The sequence below is a fragment of the Tabrizicola sp. genome (genome assembly GCF_036781545.1).
Taxonomy (GTDB): Bacteria; Pseudomonadota; Alphaproteobacteria; order Rhodobacterales; family Rhodobacteraceae; genus Tabrizicola.
Window position 1 is genome coordinate 17,531 of the sequence record NZ_DAIQAT010000022.1, and the last position, 17,736, is coordinate 35,266.

At 66.4% G+C, this 17,736-nt stretch carries 17 protein-coding genes; 12 read left to right on the forward strand and 5 right to left on the reverse strand.

Annotated elements, in window-relative coordinates; translation table 11 throughout:
• Positions 1–8: 8 nt before the first annotated feature.
• The 3 genes from rodA (at position 9) to V7Q39_RS06155 (ending at position 2,826) form a co-directional block, all read left to right on the forward strand.
• On the forward strand, positions 9–1,148 hold the full coding sequence (gene rodA / locus V7Q39_RS06145; protein ID WP_333815679.1) for a rod shape-determining protein RodA: 1,140 nt from the start codon (positions 9–11) through the stop codon (positions 1,146–1,148).
• Complete coding sequence (locus tag V7Q39_RS06150) at positions 1,145–1,765, forward strand: DUF1345 domain-containing protein (RefSeq protein ID WP_333815680.1); 621 nt, start codon at positions 1,145–1,147, stop codon at positions 1,763–1,765. Before rodA ends, V7Q39_RS06150 begins: the two co-directional genes overlap by 4 nt.
• Positions 1,766–1,911: 146 nt before the next feature.
• Positions 1,912–2,826 (forward strand): 2-hydroxyacid dehydrogenase, encoded by a 915-nt coding sequence (locus tag V7Q39_RS06155; RefSeq protein WP_333815695.1) that lies wholly within the window; start codon positions 1,912–1,914, stop codon positions 2,824–2,826.
• Positions 2,827–2,830: 4 nt separating this feature from the next.
• Here the strand turns inward: V7Q39_RS06155 and V7Q39_RS06160 are convergent, their stop codons facing one another.
• Complete coding sequence (locus V7Q39_RS06160) at positions 2,831–3,703, reverse strand: MurR/RpiR family transcriptional regulator (RefSeq protein WP_333815681.1); 873 nt, start codon at positions 3,701–3,703, stop codon at positions 2,831–2,833.
• A 191-nt stretch (positions 3,704–3,894) separates the two neighbouring features.
• On the opposite strand from V7Q39_RS06160, the gene V7Q39_RS06165 reads away from it, so the two are divergent.
• The 7 genes from V7Q39_RS06165 to V7Q39_RS06195 all read left to right on the forward strand — a co-directional run bounded on the left by V7Q39_RS06165 (position 3,895) and on the right by V7Q39_RS06195 (position 12,247).
• On the forward strand, positions 3,895–4,401 hold the full coding sequence (locus V7Q39_RS06165; RefSeq protein WP_333815682.1) for a TRAP transporter small permease subunit: 507 nt from the start codon (positions 3,895–3,897) through the stop codon (positions 4,399–4,401).
• Positions 4,401–5,750, forward strand: coding sequence for a TRAP transporter large permease (locus V7Q39_RS06170; RefSeq protein ID WP_333815683.1), 1,350 nt, complete (start codon positions 4,401–4,403; stop codon positions 5,748–5,750). The genes V7Q39_RS06165 and V7Q39_RS06170 overlap by 1 nt, the downstream gene beginning before the upstream one ends.
• Positions 5,751–5,800: 50 nt before the next feature.
• On the forward strand, positions 5,801–6,841 hold the full coding sequence (locus V7Q39_RS06175) for a TRAP transporter substrate-binding protein (RefSeq protein ID WP_333815684.1): 1,041 nt from the start codon (positions 5,801–5,803) through the stop codon (positions 6,839–6,841).
• Between the two features lie 86 nt (positions 6,842–6,927).
• Entirely contained in the window at positions 6,928–8,295 is a 1,368-nt protein-coding gene (locus V7Q39_RS06180; RefSeq protein WP_333815685.1) for a glutamine synthetase family protein, read from the forward strand.
• A gap of 81 nt (positions 8,296–8,376) precedes the next feature.
• The gene (locus V7Q39_RS06185) at positions 8,377–9,753 is read left to right on the forward strand and encodes an aldehyde dehydrogenase family protein (protein ID WP_333815686.1); all 1,377 of its coding nucleotides are present in this window, start codon (positions 8,377–8,379) and stop codon (positions 9,751–9,753) included.
• Between the two features lie 4 nt (positions 9,754–9,757).
• Positions 9,758–10,930, forward strand: a complete 1,173-nt coding sequence (locus tag V7Q39_RS06190) for an iron-containing alcohol dehydrogenase (protein ID WP_333815687.1) — start codon at positions 9,758–9,760, stop codon at positions 10,928–10,930.
• A gap of 75 nt (positions 10,931–11,005) precedes the next feature.
• Positions 11,006–12,247, forward strand: a complete 1,242-nt coding sequence (locus tag V7Q39_RS06195) for an NAD(P)/FAD-dependent oxidoreductase (protein ID WP_333815688.1) — start codon at positions 11,006–11,008, stop codon at positions 12,245–12,247.
• A 119-nt stretch (positions 12,248–12,366) separates the two neighbouring features.
• On the opposite strand, the gene V7Q39_RS06200 is transcribed toward V7Q39_RS06195, so the two are convergent.
• The 4 genes from V7Q39_RS06200 to V7Q39_RS06215 form a co-directional block, all read right to left on the reverse strand.
• The gene (locus V7Q39_RS06200; protein ID WP_333815689.1) at positions 12,367–12,582 is read right to left on the reverse strand and encodes a hypothetical protein; all 216 of its coding nucleotides are present in this window, start codon (positions 12,580–12,582) and stop codon (positions 12,367–12,369) included.
• Between the two features lie 235 nt (positions 12,583–12,817).
• Positions 12,818–13,048 carry a hypothetical protein gene (locus V7Q39_RS06205; protein WP_333815690.1) on the reverse strand — a complete coding sequence of 77 codons (231 nt, stop codon included), beginning with the start codon at positions 13,046–13,048 and terminating at the stop codon, positions 12,818–12,820.
• A gap of 182 nt (positions 13,049–13,230) precedes the next feature.
• The gene (dacB, locus tag V7Q39_RS06210) at positions 13,231–14,706 is read right to left on the reverse strand and encodes a D-alanyl-D-alanine carboxypeptidase/D-alanyl-D-alanine endopeptidase (RefSeq protein WP_333815691.1); all 1,476 of its coding nucleotides are present in this window, start codon (positions 14,704–14,706) and stop codon (positions 13,231–13,233) included.
• A 60-nt stretch (positions 14,707–14,766) separates the two neighbouring features.
• Positions 14,767–15,429 (reverse strand): nicotinate-nucleotide adenylyltransferase, encoded by a 663-nt coding sequence (locus V7Q39_RS06215; RefSeq protein WP_333815692.1) that lies wholly within the window; start codon positions 15,427–15,429, stop codon positions 14,767–14,769.
• Positions 15,430–15,550: 121 nt separating this feature from the next.
• Here V7Q39_RS06215 and V7Q39_RS06220 point away from each other — a divergent pair, with 121 nt between their 5' ends.
• A complete protein-coding gene (locus V7Q39_RS06220; RefSeq protein ID WP_333815693.1) occupies positions 15,551–16,024 on the forward strand; it encodes a GNAT family N-acetyltransferase in 474 nt (157 codons plus the stop codon).
• Between the two features lie 63 nt (positions 16,025–16,087).
• Positions 16,088–17,736: energy-dependent translational throttle protein EttA (gene ettA, locus V7Q39_RS06225; protein ID WP_333815694.1), on the forward strand; the 1,649-nt coding region annotated here is incomplete at its 3' end.

Below are 17,736 nucleotides of genomic sequence, written 5' to 3' on the forward strand. Positions count from 1 at the left end.
GGCGCGCGATGAGCTTCCTCGAATACCGCGTCAAGTTCGCCCCCACCGGCCTGCGCAAGGTGCTGTATCTCAACTGGCCGCTGGTGCTTCTGGTGACAGCCGTCGCCTCGGTCGGCTTCCTGATGCTGTATTCCATCGCAGGCGGCGACCTCGACACCTGGGCGCGGCCGCAGATGGAACGGTTCGGCGTCGGCATGGTGCTGATGTTCATCGTGGCCCTGACCCCGATCTGGTTCTGGCGCAGCATGTCGGGGGTGGCCTATATCGTCGCCTTCCTTCTGCTGATCGTGGTGGAATTCTTCGGCACCATCGGCATGGGCGCCCAGCGCTGGATCGACCTCGGCTTCATCCGCCTGCAACCCTCGGAAATGATGAAGTTCACCTTGGTGATGCTGCTGGCCGTCTATTACGACTGGCTCGACCCCAAGCTCGTCTCGCGGCCGCTCTACGTGCTGCTGCCGGTGCTGATGATCGTCACCCCCACGGTGCTGGTGCTGATGCAGCCGAACCTTGGCACCTCGCTGATGCTGCTTCTCGCCGGCGGTACGGTGATGTTCGCCGCCGGGGTAAGCCTGTGGTATTTCGGCGCGGTCATCGGCCTGGTGGTGGGGGCGGTGGTCGGCGTCTTCACCCTGCGCGGCACGCCCTGGCAGCTCCTGCACGACTATCAGTACAAGCGGATCGACACCTTCCTCGACCCCGCAGCCGACCCCTTGGGCGCGGGCTACAACATCATCCAGGCGAAGATCGCGCTGGGATCGGGCGGGTGGAGCGGCAAGGGCTTCATGCAGGGCACCCAATCGCGGCTGAACTTCCTGCCGGAGAAGCACACCGACTTCATCTTCACCACGCTGGCAGAGGAGTTCGGCTTTATCGGCGCCTTCTCTCTCCTCGGCCTCTATGCGCTGATCCTCGGCTTCTGCCTGGTCGCCGCCTGGCAGAATCGCGACCGGTTCTCGGCGCTTCTGATCATCGGGGTGGCCGCGAACTTCTTCTTCTACATCGCGGTGAACCTGTCGATGGTGATGGGCATGGCCCCGGTGGTGGGGGTGCCGCTGCCGCTGCTCAGCTACGGTGGCTCGGCGATGATGGTGCTGCTGGTCGGCTTCGGCCTGGTGCAAAGCGCCCATGTCCACCGGCCGAGATGACGTTCGTCCCGCGTCATGGCCGCTTCCTGATCGCCTTCGCCCTGGGCGTGGCCGCGGGCATCCTGGCCTGGGCGCTGTCGGTCGCGCCGGACTTCTCGCTGCTGACGGCAGCCGATACCTTCTTCCTGATCTACCTCGCGCTCACCGCCCGCATCGTCGGCTCCACCGGCCCCGATGACCTGCGCAGCCACGCCGAGGAGGATGACGAGGGCGTTGCGCTGATCCTTCTATTGGCGGCGCTGGCCGTGCTGGTCAGCGTGACCGCGATCTTCCTGGTTCTGAACGCCAGCGCCTCAAGCTTCGCCGCGCGGGGCCTGGCTCTGGTCAGCCTGCCGCTCGGCTGGGCGACGATCCACACGCTGGCGGCCTTCCACTATGCCCGCCTGCACTACAAGGGCGCGGGTCCCGGCTTCTGCTTCCCGGGCAAGGGCGATCCCGACGCCTGGGATTTCCTGTATGCCAGCTTCACCATCGGCATGACCGCCCAGGTCTCGGATGTCGAGGTCGCGACCCGCCCGCTGCGCCGCGCGGTGCTGGTGCACAGCGTGGTATCCTTCTTCTACAACACCTGCATCCTGGCGCTGGCGGTGAACGCGGCAGTGACCGCTGGGCAGTAGGGGCGGAGTTCTTCGAAGAAACGGGCCTGACCAAGCAGATCGCGCGACGGATCATGCTTGACAAACCCTGAATGTCCACGCCCAACCTGTTGAAATCCCTTGGCCCCCAATCCTGCCCGCGCGCGGGCACCCCGGAAAGACCACAAATGCTGACCGTCCTCTTCGCCGCCCCCTCGCTCTGGCCCGAATACCGGGACACCCTGCCCGCAGCCCTCGCCGAGGCCGGGATCGACGCCACCCTCGTCACCGAGGCCCCGCCGGAGGAGGTCGACTACATCGTCTACGCCCCCTCCTCGCCCCTGCAGGATTTCACCCCCTACACCCGGACGAAGGCCGTGCTGAACCTCTGGGCGGGGGTGGAGCGGATCACCGGCAACCCGACCCTCACCCAGCCCCTGACCCGCATGGTCGACCCCGGCCTGACCGAGGGGATGGTGGAATGGGTGGTCGGCCACAGCCTGCGGCATCACCTCGGGATGGACCGCCACATCGTGAACCCCGGCCATGTCTGGGACCCGACCTGCCCGCCGCTCGCCCGCGAGCGTCCGGTGACGATCCTCGGCATGGGCGCGCTGGGGTCGGCCTGCGCGGCGGCGCTGCGGGCGCTGAACTTCCCGGTGACGGGGTGGAGCCGCACCGCCAAGCCCGGCTGCCTGCATGGACAGGATGGGCTTGCACAGGCCCTTTCCACCGCGCAGATCCTGATCACCCTCCTGCCGAAGACGCCGGAGACCGAGAACCTCATGAACGCCGAACGCCTCGCCCTCCTCCCGCGCGGGGCGGTGATCCTGAACCCCGGCCGCGGACCGCTGATCGACGACGGTGCCCTGATCGCCGCCCTCGACGCGGGCCAGATCGGCCATGCCACGCTGGATGTCTTCCGGGTGGAGCCGCTGCCGCAGGATCACCCGTTCTGGACCCACCCGCGCGTCACCGTCACCCCCCATATCGCCGCCGATACCCGAGCGCTCACGGCCTCGAAGGTCATCGCCGAGAACATCCGCCGCGGCGAGGCGGGGGGGCCCCTCCTCCATCTCGTCGACCGCGCGCGGGGCTATTGACGGCCTACCGCCCCACCTTCGGCGCGCGGAACACGCGGGTGCGGGCGAAGTAGCCCTCCAGCCGGTTCAGCCGACCCTGCACCTGGTCGGGCAGATGGCCCTGCACCTGCGCCAGCAAAGCCTCGACCACCACCAGCATGGCCGCGGTGCTGTCCCAGGCGGCAGGCATCTCGATCTGGCAGGGCAGGGTATAGCTGGCATGGGCCGCGGCCGGCGACAGCCAGCGGTCGGTGATCAGCACCACCTCGGCGCCCTGCTCGGCGGCAAGCTCGGCGAAATGCACCGCGTTGCCCTCATACCGGCGGATGTCGAAGACCACCGCCACATCGCCCGCGCGCAGGTCGAGAAGCGCCTGCTGCCAGTCGGTCAGGTGGTCGGACAGGAAGGTCACGTCGGGCCGGATCACCCGCAGGAGCGTGGCCATGTAGTCGGCCATCGCATGGGTCAGCCGCCCGCCGCTGATCGCCACCCGGCGCGCCGGGTCGGCCAGAAGCGCCGCCGCGCCGGTGAAATCTGCCGCCGGGATCAGGCCCAGCGTCGCCTCGATATTGGCGACCACCTGCGCGGCGAAGCCCTGCAGCGGATGGGCCTGCGGCTCGCGCGCGCCCTCGGGCAGGCTGAGCGGCGCGACCAGCAGGCGCTCCACCTCGGCCTTCAGCGCGACCTGATAGTCGGACCAGCCGCGATAGCCCAGCTTCCGGACCAGCCGCATGATCGTGGGCGAGGAGACCTCGGCCGCCTCGGCCAGCGCGGTGATCGAACCCAGCGCCGACATCGGGAAATGCGACAGGATATGGGTGGCGGCGCGGCGTTCCGCCGGGGTCAGATCGCCCAGGCCCGCCCGCATCCGGGCCGCAATGGTCAGTGCCCGATCCATCTGCCCCCCGCCCACACCGGCGATTCCCCGAAATGTTTGTAACAGTTTTTTCGTCGGCGGAAAATTCTTGACACAACCCCGCAGGTCAGCCGACCCTTCCTTGCAAACAGGGGGATGAATCAGCCAATGAAGCTGTCCGTCACAGCCACCGCCGCGGCTGGGCCTTGCCGCGCAAGGAGGGCGCTGCTGCCATGCCGCGCGTCCTGATCCTCTTTGTCCGCGTGGTGGAAAGGCTGAACTACCTCGTCGGCCGCTTCGCGATGTATCTTATCTTCGTGCTGGCCGGGGTGCTGTTGTGGTCGGTCATCGCCAAGGCGCTGCTCAACCCGCCGCTCTGGACGCAGGAGATGGCCCAGTTCACGATGGTGGCCTACTTCGTCCTGGGCGGGGCCTATTCGCTTCAACTGGGCGCCAACGTGCGGATGGACCTGCTTTACGGCCGCTGGTCGCCCAAGCGGCAGGCCGCGGTCGATTGCGTAACCGTCTTCGCCATGATCATCTTCCTTTGCGTCGTCCTCTGGGGCGGGATCGACAGCACGATCTACGCCTTCGAGGTGGGAGAACGCTCGCGCACCGTCTGGCGGCCCTATATGGCGCCGATCAAGATCGTGATCGGCTTCGGCGTCTTTCTGATGTTGCTGCAATCGCTTGCCTTCCTGATCCGCGACATCGCCACACTTCGCGGAGAGCGTATCTGATGCCCTACGAATGGATCGCCATCAGCATGTTCCTGGGCATGATGGCCATGCTCCTGACCGGGCAGCGGGTCTTTGCGGGGATCGGCTTCATCGCGGTCGTGGCAGCCATCGCCCTGTGGGGCGACCGGGGCGGCCATGACATCGCCTTCACCAGCACCATCAAGCTGATGAACTGGTATCCGATGCTGACGCTGCCGATGTTCGTCTGGATGGGCTATGTCATGTCCGAGACGCGGCTGGCCGACGATCTTTACCGCATGTTCCACGTCTGGTTCGGGCCGATCCCCGGCGGGCTTGCCATCGGGACGATCCTGCTCATGGTGCTGGTCTCGGCGATGAACGGGCTCTCGGTCGCGGGGCTGGCCATCGGTGCGACCATCGCGCTGCCGGAACTTCTCAAGCGCGGCTACGACAAGGTGATGGTGACGGGGATCATCCAGGGCGGATCGTCTCTGGGCATTCTGGTGCCGCCCTCCATCGTGCTGGTCCTTTATGCGATGATCGCGCGCCAGCCGGTGGGCCAGCTGTGGCTGGCGGGCGTGTTCCCGGGCCTGCTCATGGCCGGGTTCTTCCTGCTTTATGTGGTGATCCGCTGCGGGCTGAACCCCGCCATGGGGCCGCCCCTGTCGAAAGAGGAACTGGCAACGATCACCTGGGGCGAGAAGGTGCGTCTGTTGCGCGCCGGCGTCCTGCCGGTGGTGATCTTCGTTTCGATGATGGGGCCCTTCGTGATGGGCTATGTCAGTCTTGTCGAAAGCTCGGTGATCGGGGCGCTGATCGCGACGCTCGTGGCGCTGGCCAAGCGCCGGCTGAACCGCCAGGTGTGGGAGACCTGCATCGTCAACACGCTGGGCGTCAGCTGCATGTTCATGTGGATCCTGCTGGCGGCGCTGGCCTTCGGCGCGGTCTTCGACGGGCTGGGCGCGGTGAAGGCGATCGAGAGCTTCTTCCTGGAGGACCTGGGCCTTGGCCCCTGGGCGATCATGATCCTGATGCAGGTGTCGTTCCTGATCATGGGCATGTTCCTGGACGACACCGCGATGCTGGTGATCGTCGCGCCGCTTTATATCCCGCTGGTCGCGAAGCTGGACCTTGGGATGCCGCCCGGCGATGCGCTGATCTGGTATGGCGTCCTTTACACCATCACCTGCCAGGTCGCCTATATCACCCCGCCCTTCGGCTACAACCTGTTCCTGATGCGGGCGATGGCGCCCGATTCCGTCTCGCTCGGCGACATCTACCGCTCCATCGTGCCCATCGTCGGCATCATGATCCTGACGCTGGTGGTAATCATGATGTTCCCCGATATCGCGCTCTGGCTGCCGCATCAGGTCTACGGCGCGCCCTGACATTCCCCAAGCGGGCAGAGACCCGTCCAACATAACCGAAGGAGGTAACGATGACGACGACCAGACGGAAGTTCCTTTCGACCGGTGCCCTTGCGGGTGCCGCAGCGCTGGCCGCCCCCGCCGTGCGGGCGCAGTCCGCGCCGATCAAATGGCGGATGCAGACCTATGCCGGGGCCGCCCTTGGCGAGCATGTCTGCAAGCCCGCCATCGAAAGCTTCAACAAGATCGCCGCCGGTCAGATGGAGATCGAGCTTTACTATGCCGACCAGCTGGTGCCCACGTCGGAACTGTTCCGGGCGATGCAGTCCGGCACCATCGACGCCGTGCAGTCGGACGACGATTCGATGCAGAGCCCGACCGAGGTCACGGTCTTCGGCGGCTACTTCCCCTTCGCCAGCCGCTACAGCCTGGACGTGCCGGTGCTGTTCAACCAGTACGGGCTGAAGCAGATCTGGGAAGAGGAATACGCCAAGGCTGGCGTGCAGCACATTTCGGCCGGGGCCTGGGACCCCTGCCATTTCGCCACCAAGGATCCGATCAACAGCCTGGCCGACCTGAACGGCAAGCGGGTGTTCACCTTCCCGACAGCCGGACGGTTCCTGACGCAGTTCGGCGTGGTGCCGATGCAGCTGCCGTGGGAGGACATCCAGGTCGCGCTGCAAACCGGGGAACTGGACGGCATCGCCTGGTCGGGCATCACCGAGGACTACACGGTGGGCTGGGCCGATGTGACCAAGTATTTCCTGACCAACAACATCTCGGGCGCCTGGATCGGCCACTTCTTCGCCAACCAGGAGCGCTGGAACGAGGTGCCGCCGCACTTGCAGGAACTGATGCGGGTCTGCTTCGAGCAGTCGCACTATTATCGCCAGTGGTGGTACTGGGGCGGCGAGGCCGACCTGCGGGTGAACGGGCCGAAGCTGCAGCTGACCTCGATTCCCGATGCCGAATGGGCCACGGTCGAAGCCGCGGCCGCCACCTTCTGGGACGAGATCGCCGCCGAGTCGGAGGTCAAGGCCAAGGTGGTGGAGATCATCAAGCGCTACAACGAGGTGCAGGCGAAAGCCGGGCGGCCTTACCGCTACAGCTGAGGCCAAGGGCCGGGGCGCGTGACGATTGCGCGCCCCGGCGCACCGCAATATGATCAAATCAGCACAACAACAGGGACGGGTCGGCCATGCCGGGCAATCTGACGCTTGAGCAACTGAAAGCCGCCGTGAAATCCGGCGAGATCGACACTGTCGTCGCAGCCGGGATCGACATGCAGGGCCGTCTGATGGGCAAGCGCTTCCACGCGCAGTTCTTCATCGACGGCGGCTGGGAGGAGACGCATTGCTGCAACTATCTCCTCACCGTGGACATGGAGATGAACACGGTGCAGGGCTACAAATCCACCAGCTGGGAGACCGGCTATGGCGACTACACGCTGAAGCCCGACCTGCGCACCTTGCGCCGCGTGCCCTGGCTGCCGGGCACCGCGCTGGTGCTGGGCGACACCCAGGACCATGCGACCCATGCCGATGTGCCGCATGCCCCCCGCTCGATCCTCAAGCGGCAGGTCGAACGCGCTCGCGCCATGGGCTTCGAGCCGATGATGGCGACCGAGTTGGAGTTCTACCTGTTCGAGAACAGCTATGAGAACCTGCGCGACGGCGGCCTGAACGCTTTGCGCACCGTGGGCGGCTACAACGAGGATTACCACGTCTTCCAGACCACCAAGGAAGAAGACGTGATGCGCGCCGTGCGGAACGGGCTTTACGGCGCGGGCATCCCGGTGGAAAACTCCAAGGGCGAGGCCGAGGCGGGGCAGGAGGAGGTCAACTACAAATACTCCGACGCGCTGGACACCGCCGACAACCACGTCATCATCAAGAACGCGATCAAGGAAATCGCTTGGGCCAAGGGCAAGTCGGTGACCTTCATGGCCAAGTATGACCATCGCCGGGCGGGGTCTTCCAGCCATATCCACCAGAGCCTGTGGTCGAAGGATGGCAAGCCAGCCTTTGCCGACAAGGCGGACGGACATGGCATGTCCGACCTGATGAAGCACTATCTGGCCGGCCAGTTGCACCACGCTCGCGACCTGACCGCTTTCCTCGCGCCGTACGTCAACAGCTACAAGCGCTTTACCGTGGGGATGTTCGCCCCGACCAAGGCGGTCTGGAGCGCCGACAACCGCACCGCCGGCTTCCGGGTCTGCGGCACGCATACCAAGGCGGTGCGGGTGGAATGCCGCATTCCCGGCTCGGACGTGAACCCCTATCTTGCCTGCGCCGCGCTTCTGGCGGCGGGGTTGGACGGGATCGAGAAGAAGATGGCGCTGGAACCCGAACTGCGCGGCGACATGTATTCGGCCGAAGGCATCCGCGAAATCCCGCACAACCTGCGCGAGGCGGCGGAGTTGCTGAACGGCTCGAAGATGCTGCGCGAGGCCTTCGGCGACGACGTGATCGACCACTACCACCACGCCGCCCAGTGGGAGATCTCCGAGACCGACCGTGTCGTGACGGATTTCGAGCGCGAACGGCTGCTGGAACGGGCGTAACTGTAGGGTGGGGTTCTACCCCGCCTTCCACACCGATATTCATACGGCGGTGGGGTAGAACCCCCACCCTACGAGGACGAAATGAAACCCATCCAACTCATCTCCCCCGTCGATGGCCGGGTCTATGCGGAACGGACGCCACTGTCGGCTGACGCCGCCGATGCCGTCGTCGCCCGCGCGAAAGCCGCGCAGAAGGCCTGGGCCGCCCGCCCGCTGGAAGATCGCATCGCACTGGTCAAGGCGGGGGTCGCGAAGCTGAACACGATGACCGATGTGGTGGTCGAGGAGATCGCCTGGCAGATGGGCCGCCCCACCCGTTATGGCGGCGAATTCGGCGGCGTGAACGCGCGCACCGACTATATGTCCCAGATCGCCGCCAAGACCCTTGCGCCCGAGATGGTCGAGGACAATGACAAGTTCCGCCGCTACCTCGCGCGCGAACCGGTGGGCGTGGTCTTCATCATCGCGCCGTGGAACTATCCTTACCTGACCACGATCAACACCCTCGTCCCCGCGCTGATCGCCGGGAATACCGTGGTTCTGAAGCACGCCAGCCAGACCCTGCTGGTGGGCGAGCGGCTGGCCGAAGCCTTCCATGCGGCGGGTATCCCCGAGGACGTGTTCCAGAACGTCGTCCTAGACCATGCCACCACCGAACGGCTGATCGGCCAGCGCAGCTTTGGCTTCGTGAACTTCACCGGCTCGGTCGGCGGCGGGCAGGCCATCGAGCGCGCGGCGGCAGGAACCTTCACCCCGCTGGGGCTGGAACTTGGCGGCAAGGACCCCGGCTATGTCCGGCAGGACGCCAACCTGGACCTCGCCGTGGACGTGCTGATGGACGGCGCGATGTACAACGCCGGGCAGTGCTGCTGCGGGATCGAACGCATCTATGTCCATGAAAGCCTGTTCGACAGCTTCGTCGAGAAGTCGGTGGCCTGGGTCGGCCAGTTGAAACTCGGCAACCCGTTCGACGCCTCCACCACGCTCGGACCCATGGCGCACAAACGCTTTGCCCAGACCGTGCGGGACCAGACGGCGGAAGCCATCGCCAAGGGCGCGAAACCGTTGCTCGACCCGAAGAAGTTCGCCGATGACGGCGGGGCCTATCTTGCCCCGCAGATCCTGGTCAACGTCGACCATTCGATGCGGGTGATGAAGGAAGAAAGTTTCGGCCCGGTCGTCGGCATCATGCCGGTGAAGAACGACGCCGAGGCGCTGCGCCTGATGAACGACAGCCCCTACGGCCTGACCGCGTCGATCTGGACGCAAGACTACGACACCGCCGCCGCCCTCGGCGCGCAGGTGGAAACCGGGACCGTGTTCATGAACCGGGCCGATTATCTGGACCCGGCTCTGACCTGGACCGGGGTCAAGGACACCGGGCGCGGCACCTCGCTGTCCTATCTCGGGTTCCATTCCGTGACCCGGCCGAAATCCTATCACCTCAAGAAAGCCTGAGATCATGAGCCACCCCGCCACTCACTCGGTTCCCAACCGGAACTGGTCCTACCCCACCGCGATCAAGTTCGGCGTCGGTCGCATTGCCGAACTGGCCGACCACGCGAAGAGCATCGGCCTGACCAAGCCGCTTCTCGTCACTGACAAGGCGCTGGCGTCGCTGCCGATCACCAAGAACGCTTTGGACGTGCTGGACGCCGCAGGTCTGGGCCGCGCCGTGTTTTCGGAGGTGGACCCGAACCCGAACGAGAAGAACATGGAAGAGGGCATCGCCGTCTACAAGGCGGGCGGCCATGACGGGGTGATCTGCTTCGGCGGCGGCTCGGCCTTGGACCTCGGCAAGATGATCGCGCTGATGGCCGACCAGCCGAAGAAGCTGAAGGTCTGGCAGCTTGAGGATGTGGACGACTGGTGGACGCGCGCCGACGCCTCGAAGATCGCGCCGATCATTGCGGTGCCGACGACTGCGGGGACGGGCTCGGAAGTCGGCCGGGCGGGGGTGCTGACCAACTCCGAGACGCACAAGAAGAAGATCATCTTCCACCCGAAGCTGATGCCTGCCGTCACCATCTGCGATCCGGCGCTCACGACGGGCATGCCGAAATTCATCACCGCCGGCACCGGCATGGACGCTTTGGCGCATTGCCTTGAGGCTTACAGCAGCCCCTTCTACCACCCGATGTCGCAGGGCATCGCGCTGGAAGGGATGCGGCTGGTGTTCGAGAACCTGCCCAAGGTCTATGCCGACCCCAACGACCTCGACGCCCGCGCGCATATGATGAGCGCCGCGGCGATGGGGGCGGTGGCGTTCCAGAAGGGCCTTGGCGCGATCCATGCTCTCAGCCATCCGATCGGCGCGGTCTACAACACCCACCACGGCACCACCAACGCCGTGGTCATGCCGATGGTGCTGGATTTCAACCGCCGCGCGGTGAAGGACCGGTTGGCGCAGGCGGCGGCCTATATCGGCATCAAGGGCGGCTACAAGGGCTTCTATCAGCGCATCCTGGACCTGCGCCAGACGCTGAACATCCCGGAAAACCTGACGAAGCTGGGGGTGAAGGACCCCGATCTCGACATGCTGACCAAGATGGCGCTGGAAGATCCGTCCTGCGGCGGCAACCCGGTCAAGATGACCAAAAAGAACACTCGTGCCCTTTACGAGGCCTGCCTTTAGGGTGGGTGCAACCCCACCATCCCGGGCGACAAGCTTGGGATGGTGGGGTTCACCCATCGTATGACGCAAGTCGCAATGCTGACGCGGGAAACGACAGAAATCGCTGTGATCGGCGCGGGCGTGGTGGGGCTGACCATCGCGCTGGAACTGGTCGACCAGGGCCGCGAGGTGGTGCTGGTCGACCCTGGCCAGCCCGGCATGGGCGCGAGCTATGGCAATGCGGGCACCATCGCGGGCTATGCGACCAGCCCGGTCGGCACGCCGGATGTGCTGCGGTCGCTTCCCTCGCTCATGTTCTCGCGGACCTCGCCGCTGGCCATCCGCCACCGCGCGCTGCCCTCGCTTGCCCCCTGGCTCCTCCGTTTCCTCTGGCAGTCGCTGCCCGCCCGGGCCGAGCGCAATTCCCGTGCCCTGGCCGCACTCCTGTCCAATGCCACCGATCTCTGGGACGATCTCGCGCTGCGCGTCCAGGGGGCGGGCGTCCTGCAACGGCGCGGCTGCCTTTACCTCTACGAGACGCCGCAAGCCTTCACCGCCGCCTGGGCCGAGCTGGACCGCCGCCGCGCGCTGGGGGTCGAGGTGGAACTGGTCGGCCCCGACCGCCTGGCCGAGCTGGAGCCCAACCTGCCGCCGGGCCTTGGCGGGGCCGCCTTCTTCACCGGCGCGACCTTCCTCGACGATCCGGGCCGGATGATGGGCCTGATCGCCGACAGCGTTCTGCAGAAGGCCCGCCACCTGCAGGCCCGGGCAGAGCGGCTGACCCGAGGGCCGGATGGCGTGGTGATCGAGGGTCCCGGCCTGCACCTGCACGCCCGCCGCGTGGTCATCGCCGCCGGGGCGCAGTCGCGCAGCCTTGCGGCGCAAGCCGGAGACCGCATCCCGCTCGACACCGAGCGCGGCTACCATGTCGAATGGGATATGGCCGAACCGCTGCTCTCGCGCCCCGCCTGCCCCACGGCGCGGGGGTTCTATCTGTGCCCGATGGACGGGCGGCTTCGCGTCGCGGGCACGGTGGAGCTTGGCGGGCTGAGCCTGCCCCCCTCTCCCCACCGCATCGCCAAACTGGTCGAGGGCGCCCGCGCCTTCTTTCCCGAGTTGGGCCCCCCCGACCGCGAGTGGATGGGCTTCCGCCCCTCGATCCCGGACAGCCTGCCGGTGATCGGCCCCTCGTCAGGCGGGCCGGAGGTGATCCATGCTTTCGGGCACGGCCATATCGGCGTGACGCTGGCCCCGATCACCGCGCGGATCGTTGGCGCGCTTGTCGCAGGCACGCATCCCGGCCTGGACATCACGGCCTGCCGCGCCTCGCGGTTCTGATCGCAGGACAAAGCAAAGCCCGGCGGGATGACCCCGCCGGGCTTTGGCAATGGACAAGCTTGGCATGGACAGGGCCGAGCAGGACCTTAGGTGACCTGTCGCCCCGTTTGGCCGCGCGATCAGCGAACAGCGACTTGGTCGTCGTCGTCGTCGTTGCCGCAGGCGATCGCGCAGATCACGACCAGGCCGATGATGACCGGAACGATCCATCCCGAACGGGGCGCCGCGGCTTCGACGACCGGCTCTTCTTCCACGATGATCGGGCCGCCGGCAAAGGCGGTGGTCGAGGTCAGAGCCAGCGAGAGAGCCAGGAGCGGCGCAGCAAATTTCTTCATGTCCCAATCCTTCCGAAATCTGGGGGTGCAGGTGCCCGTTCCGGATATTCGGCGGCTGCGCACAAGACAAGGCATGTTGCAGTCATCACGCATTCGCCCGGCAAAGGGTGGCGTAAAAGCAACTATGCCTTCCATGACCAAGGTGCGGGGTCGACTCGAGCGTCATGAAATACCGAAGGGCGGGCGACCCGCCCCCCGGCCTGTTCGACGGACCCTTCAGGTCGCGATCGTCGGATCAGAGATCTTCCGGGTCGGTCGGCGCCGGATCATCGTTGTCATTGCCGCAGGCAATGGCGCAAACCACAACCAGACCGATGATGACCGGAACGATCCAGCCCGAACGCGGGCTCGTCGCCACGACTTCCGGCTGACCCTCTTCCTCGATCACGACGGGACCGCCGGCATAGGCGGCGCTCGAGCTCAGCGCCAGCGACGCCGCGAGAACTTTGGCAACAAGTTTCTTCATGTCGTTTCCTTCCAAGATGATAGGGTGACGATAGGATGAATCGGTAAACAGAACGTGTGGATAAAACAACTTTTACGGCGGTGTCGCAAAGACTTTCATGGCCAACGGTGCGGTTGTGCAACTGTAGAGGGAGCGGTTTCCGTCGCCAAAAGGCGTCGGGTTGGGCACTCCGGGCGCGCCCTTCAGACGTAGGCTTGCGCCCAGCGGTTGATCAGCTGGCCCTGCAACCGGCGCGCGCGCGAGGTCCAGGCCTTGCCACCCTCCGGCTCTTCCCGCAGGGCGACCGGCACCGCGTCGCGCCGCGCCGGATCGCCCGAGAAGATCGCGAAGACCAGTTCGCGCCCTGCCGGGGGGACGATATGCCCCGCCAGCCCCGAAACGAAGTTCAGCGTTCCCGACTTCGCCAGCACCTTGACCGGATGACCCTTGATCACCGCGCCCTTGTCGTCCTTCATCCCCATGTCCCGCAGGATGGGCTTCAGCCCGCGCTTCTCGCGCTCGGCCTGGGCCAGCACCTTCGCCATGCCCGCCGCCGTCACCCGCGACCGGCCGCCAAGGCCGGAATGGTCATGCATGTCGAAGCTGACCCCGAAGGTCGCCCGCGCCCAGTCCGACTGCGCCCTGCCCGAGGCCTCCAGCGACCCCTGCCCCGAGGCGGTCAAGCCCACGCATTCCGCCGTCAGGTTGGTGGAGAATTTCAGCATCTCGCGCAGGACCTGCGGAAGGGGTTCGCTCTCCACCCGCCCGATCTCGTCCCCCGGCGGAACCAAACCCACCCGCTCGCCGACCGTCAGCTTGATGCCCTGCGCCCGGGCCAGAGTGCGAAACACTTCCGCCACATAGGCGCCGGGATCGCGCACCGGCAACCAGCGGCTGCCGCCCTTGCCCAACGCGCCCGAGGCCACCGTCCATTCCTCCACCCGCCCCGGCGCATAGGTGAAAAGGGGCGCGTCGCGGCTCGCCACGTCGACCCGCACCATATCCACACCGGGCAGGAAGCGTTCCCCGCGCGCATCGACCGAGGTGCGCCACTGACCGTCCACCCGCTTCCATTCGAAATAGGCCCGGTTGAAGTTGAGATTCAGCCCCGAGACCGCGGCGTTGTAGCCGACATGCGCAGGCTGGTCCGCGGCGATCTGGGTCAACCGGGGCAAAGCGCCATCCCAGTACAGGAACCGCCCCGTGGCACCCTTCAGCCCGGCCTTGGCCAGTCGCGCCGCCAGATCGCCCAGCTTATCGGTCTGCAAGGTCGGATCGCCTCCGCCCGCCAGCACGATGTCGCCCTGCACGATACCGCCCCGCAACGGCCCGGTCGCCAGCACTCGCGTCGCAAAGCGATATCCGGCCCCCAGCTTCTCCAGCGCATAAAGCGAGGTGACGGCTTTGGCGACGCTGGCGGGGGGAAGGGCGAGGTCGGGCTCGCGCGACTCCAGCACCGCGCCGGTCTGCGCATCAAGAAGCACATAGGCGACCGAGGCGGCGCCGAGCTTCGCCGCCGCGATCAGGTCCGAGGCATCCTGCGGCGCCGCCACCGGCCGCGCCGCCGCCTTGCCCCCGCGCGCCATGGGCCGGGGCGAACTGTCCATCCCCTCGGCCCCCGCCGGGAAAGCCACCCCGGCCAGGAGCCCGGCCAGCATCATGCGCCGCGAAATCAGCATCCGCCCCTCCGTTTTCCGGGTGATAGCCGCATCCCGGCCGATTCCGCCAGTCCGACGTCCTCACCCCGGATCGCGCCCGCGTGATCGGGCGGTCCGATCTGCCGGTGCTGCCGCCTGCGAGGCCGTTCCCGATTTCCACTCGCCCCGCGCCCGTATCGCGGTCGAGGACGCATCATTCATCGGCAGGTTCACGAAGGCCCAGACCGGCGGCTTCCGCCCGCGCAGATTCTCCCCGCGCGAGACCTGGTGCACCCGGAACGCCCGCGCCGCGACAGAGGTCCGCGCCGCCACGCCTGATCCCGGCCGCGCCAGCACCCCCACTGCGACCGACCGCAGGATGTCGCGCCAGCGACCCCATTTGTGGAACTGCACCAGATTGTCCGCCCCCATCAGCCAGACGAAGGTCACGCAGGGATAGATCGCCTTCAGCCGGTCGATCGTATCCGCCGTCGCCCGCATCCCCAGCTGCTCCTCCAGCGCGGTGATCTTCACCCGCGGGTCGCGCATCACCGCCTTCGCCCGCGCCATCCGGTCGGCGAGCGGCGCCGGCTGACGCGCCTTCAGCGGATTGCCCGGGCTCACCAGCCACCAGACCTGGTCCAGCCCCAGCCGCTTCAATGCCTCGCGGGTGATATGCACATGACCCTCATGCGCCGGATCGAACGACCCGCCCAGAAGGCCCACGACCATGCCCTTGGTCGCCACCGGAAATCCCGCCCGCATCGGCCCCCACCGTCCCGCCCTTGCCGCGCCCACCTTGCCGCAGCCGCCCCGAAGGTCAAGCGCCCTCCCTTGCAACGCAAGATGACCGGGCCTAGGCTTTCCGGGAAACCGGTTCCTGTCGATGTCCGTGACCCCGATCTCCATCGCCCGCGAGGATCCGGACTCCGCCGCCGCCCGGGCCTGCTTGCGCGCCTATTTCGCGCTTCTCGCCGAACGCATCCCCGGCATCGACACGACCCATGTCCCCGACCCGGACCCCGAGGCCGAAGCCTATCGCCCGCCGCAGGGCACCTTCCTGATCGCCCGCGAGGGCGGGACCGTGCTTGGCTGTGTCTCGCTCAAGCCCGTCGATACCACCCTGGGCGAGGTCAAGCGCCTCTGGGTCGACCCCGCCGCCCGCGGCCGGGGCCTTGCCCGTCGCCTGATGGACGAGGTCGAGACCTTCGCCCGCAGCGTGGGCATGACCCACCTTCGCCTTGACACCAACAGCGCCCTGACCGAAGCGCTGGCGCTGTACGGCAAGGCAGGCTGGAAACCCATCGCGCCCTTCACCCGCGCCTTCCCGGCGACCGACTGGTTCGGCAAGCGCCTCTGACTGCCGTTGCAGCCCCGCCCCATCGTCGCTACATACGCGCCAACCCCCGAATGGAGCGCCCCGATGGCCAGCTATCAATACGTCTATCACATGGAGAACGTCTCCAAGACCTATCCCGGCGGCAAGACCTGCTTTGAAAACATCCACCTGAACTTCCTGCCCGGCGTGAAGATCGGCGTCGTGGGCGTCAACGGCGCGGGGAAATCCACGCTTCTGAAGATCATGGCCGGGATGGACAAGGATTTCAAAGGCGAGGCCTGGGCCGCGAAGGGCGCCAAGGTCGGCTACCTCGCGCAGGAGCCCTATCTCGACCCCAAGCTGACGGCGAAGGAAAACGTCATGCTGGGCGTGGCCGAGCAGCAGGCGATCCTCGACCGCTACAACGAGCTTGCCATGAACTACTCGGACGAGACGGCGGACGAGATGGCCCAGTTGCAGGACCAGATCGACGCGGGCAACCTGTGGGAGCTTGAGGCCACCGTCGGCGTCGCGATGGACGCGCTGCGCTGCCCGCCCGACGATGCCGACGTGACCACGCTTTCCGGCGGGGAACGTCGCCGCGTCGCGCTCTGCAAGCTGCTGCTCGAAAAGCCCGACATGCTGCTTCTGGACGAGCCGACCAACCACCTGGACGCGGAATCCATCGCCTGGCTGCAAAAGCACCTGATCGACTACAAGGGCACGATCCTGATCGTCACCCACGACCGCTATTTCCTCGACGACATCACCGGCTGGATCCTGGAGTTGGACCGCGGCCGCGGCATCCCCTACGAGGGCAACTATTCCGCCTGGCTGGACCAGAAGGCCAAGCGCATGGCGCAGGAAGCGCGCGAGGACAAGTCCAAGCAGAAGGCGCTGGAAAAGGAACTGGAGTGGATCCGCTCCGGCGCCAAGGCGCGGCAGGCCAAGGGCAAGGCGCGGCTGTCGCGCTACAACGAGATGGCCAGCCAGACCGTCACCGAACGCGCCACCACCGCGCAGATCATCATCCCGAACGGCGAGCGTCTGGGCAACAAGGTGATCGAGGTCGAGGGCCTGAAGAAGCACATGGGCGACAAGCTTCTGATCGAAGACCTGACATTCACCATCCCGCCCGGCGCCATCGTCGGCGTGATCGGCCCGAACGGCGCGGGCAAATCCACGCTCTTCCGCATGATCACCGGGCAGGAACCGCCCGACGAGGGCACGATCAAGCTGGGCGACACGGTGAAGCTGGCCTATGTCGACCAGTCGCGCGACGCGCTGAACCCCGACAAGAACGTCTGGGAGGAAATCTCCGGCGGGGCCGAGGTGATCCATCTCGGCGACATGCAGATGAACAGCCGCGTCTACACCGGGGCCTTCAACTTCAAGGGCACCGACCAGCAGAAGAAGGTCGGTTTGCTTTCCGGCGGCGAACGCAACCGCGTCCACATGGCGAAGCTGTTGAAATCCGGCGGCAACGTGCTGCTGCTTGACGAGCCGACCAACGACCTTGACGTCGAAACCCTGCAGGCGCTGGAAGCCGCCATCGAGGATTTCGCCGGCTGCGCGATCATCATCAGCCACGACCGTTTCTTCCTCGACCGGCTCTGCACCCATATCCTCGCCTTCGAGGGCGACGCGCATGTCGAATGGTTCGAGGGCAACTTCCAGGCCTATGAGGACGACAAGGTCCGCCGCCTGGGCCCCGATGCGCTGGAACCGAAGCGGGTGAAATACAAGCGGTTCGC

Bases quoted from the DNA above. Each gene is read 5' to 3' on its own strand.
- V7Q39_RS06220 (WP_333815693.1), top strand. From the start codon at position 15,551: ATGTCCGTGACCCCGATCTCCATCGCCCGCGAGGATCCGGACTCCGCC.
- V7Q39_RS06150 (WP_333815680.1), top strand. From the start codon at position 1,145: ATGACGTTCGTCCCGCGTCATGGCCGCTTCCTGATCGCCTTCGCCCTG.
- dacB (WP_333815691.1), bottom strand. From the start codon at position 14,706: ATGCTGATTTCGCGGCGCATGATGCTGGCCGGGCTCCTGGCCGGGGTG.
- V7Q39_RS06190 (WP_333815687.1), top strand. From the start codon at position 9,758: ATGAGCCACCCCGCCACTCACTCGGTTCCCAACCGGAACTGGTCCTAC.
- V7Q39_RS06200 (WP_333815689.1), bottom strand. From the start codon at position 12,582: ATGAAGAAATTTGCTGCGCCGCTCCTGGCTCTCTCGCTGGCTCTGACC.
- V7Q39_RS06170 (WP_333815683.1), top strand. From the start codon at position 4,401: ATGCCCTACGAATGGATCGCCATCAGCATGTTCCTGGGCATGATGGCC.
- V7Q39_RS06185 (WP_333815686.1), top strand. From the start codon at position 8,377: ATGAAACCCATCCAACTCATCTCCCCCGTCGATGGCCGGGTCTATGCG.
- rodA (WP_333815679.1), top strand. From the start codon at position 9: ATGAGCTTCCTCGAATACCGCGTCAAGTTCGCCCCCACCGGCCTGCGC.
- V7Q39_RS06160 (WP_333815681.1), bottom strand. From the start codon at position 3,703: ATGGATCGGGCACTGACCATTGCGGCCCGGATGCGGGCGGGCCTGGGC.
- V7Q39_RS06195 (WP_333815688.1), top strand. From the start codon at position 11,006: ATGCTGACGCGGGAAACGACAGAAATCGCTGTGATCGGCGCGGGCGTG.
- V7Q39_RS06155 (WP_333815695.1), top strand. From the start codon at position 1,912: ATGCTGACCGTCCTCTTCGCCGCCCCCTCGCTCTGGCCCGAATACCGG.
- V7Q39_RS06215 (WP_333815692.1), bottom strand. From the start codon at position 15,429: ATGCGGGCGGGATTTCCGGTGGCGACCAAGGGCATGGTCGTGGGCCTT.
- V7Q39_RS06165 (WP_333815682.1), top strand. From the start codon at position 3,895: ATGCCGCGCGTCCTGATCCTCTTTGTCCGCGTGGTGGAAAGGCTGAAC.
- V7Q39_RS06180 (WP_333815685.1), top strand. From the start codon at position 6,928: ATGCCGGGCAATCTGACGCTTGAGCAACTGAAAGCCGCCGTGAAATCC.
- V7Q39_RS06205 (WP_333815690.1), bottom strand. From the start codon at position 13,048: ATGAAGAAACTTGTTGCCAAAGTTCTCGCGGCGTCGCTGGCGCTGAGC.
- V7Q39_RS06175 (WP_333815684.1), top strand. From the start codon at position 5,801: ATGACGACGACCAGACGGAAGTTCCTTTCGACCGGTGCCCTTGCGGGT.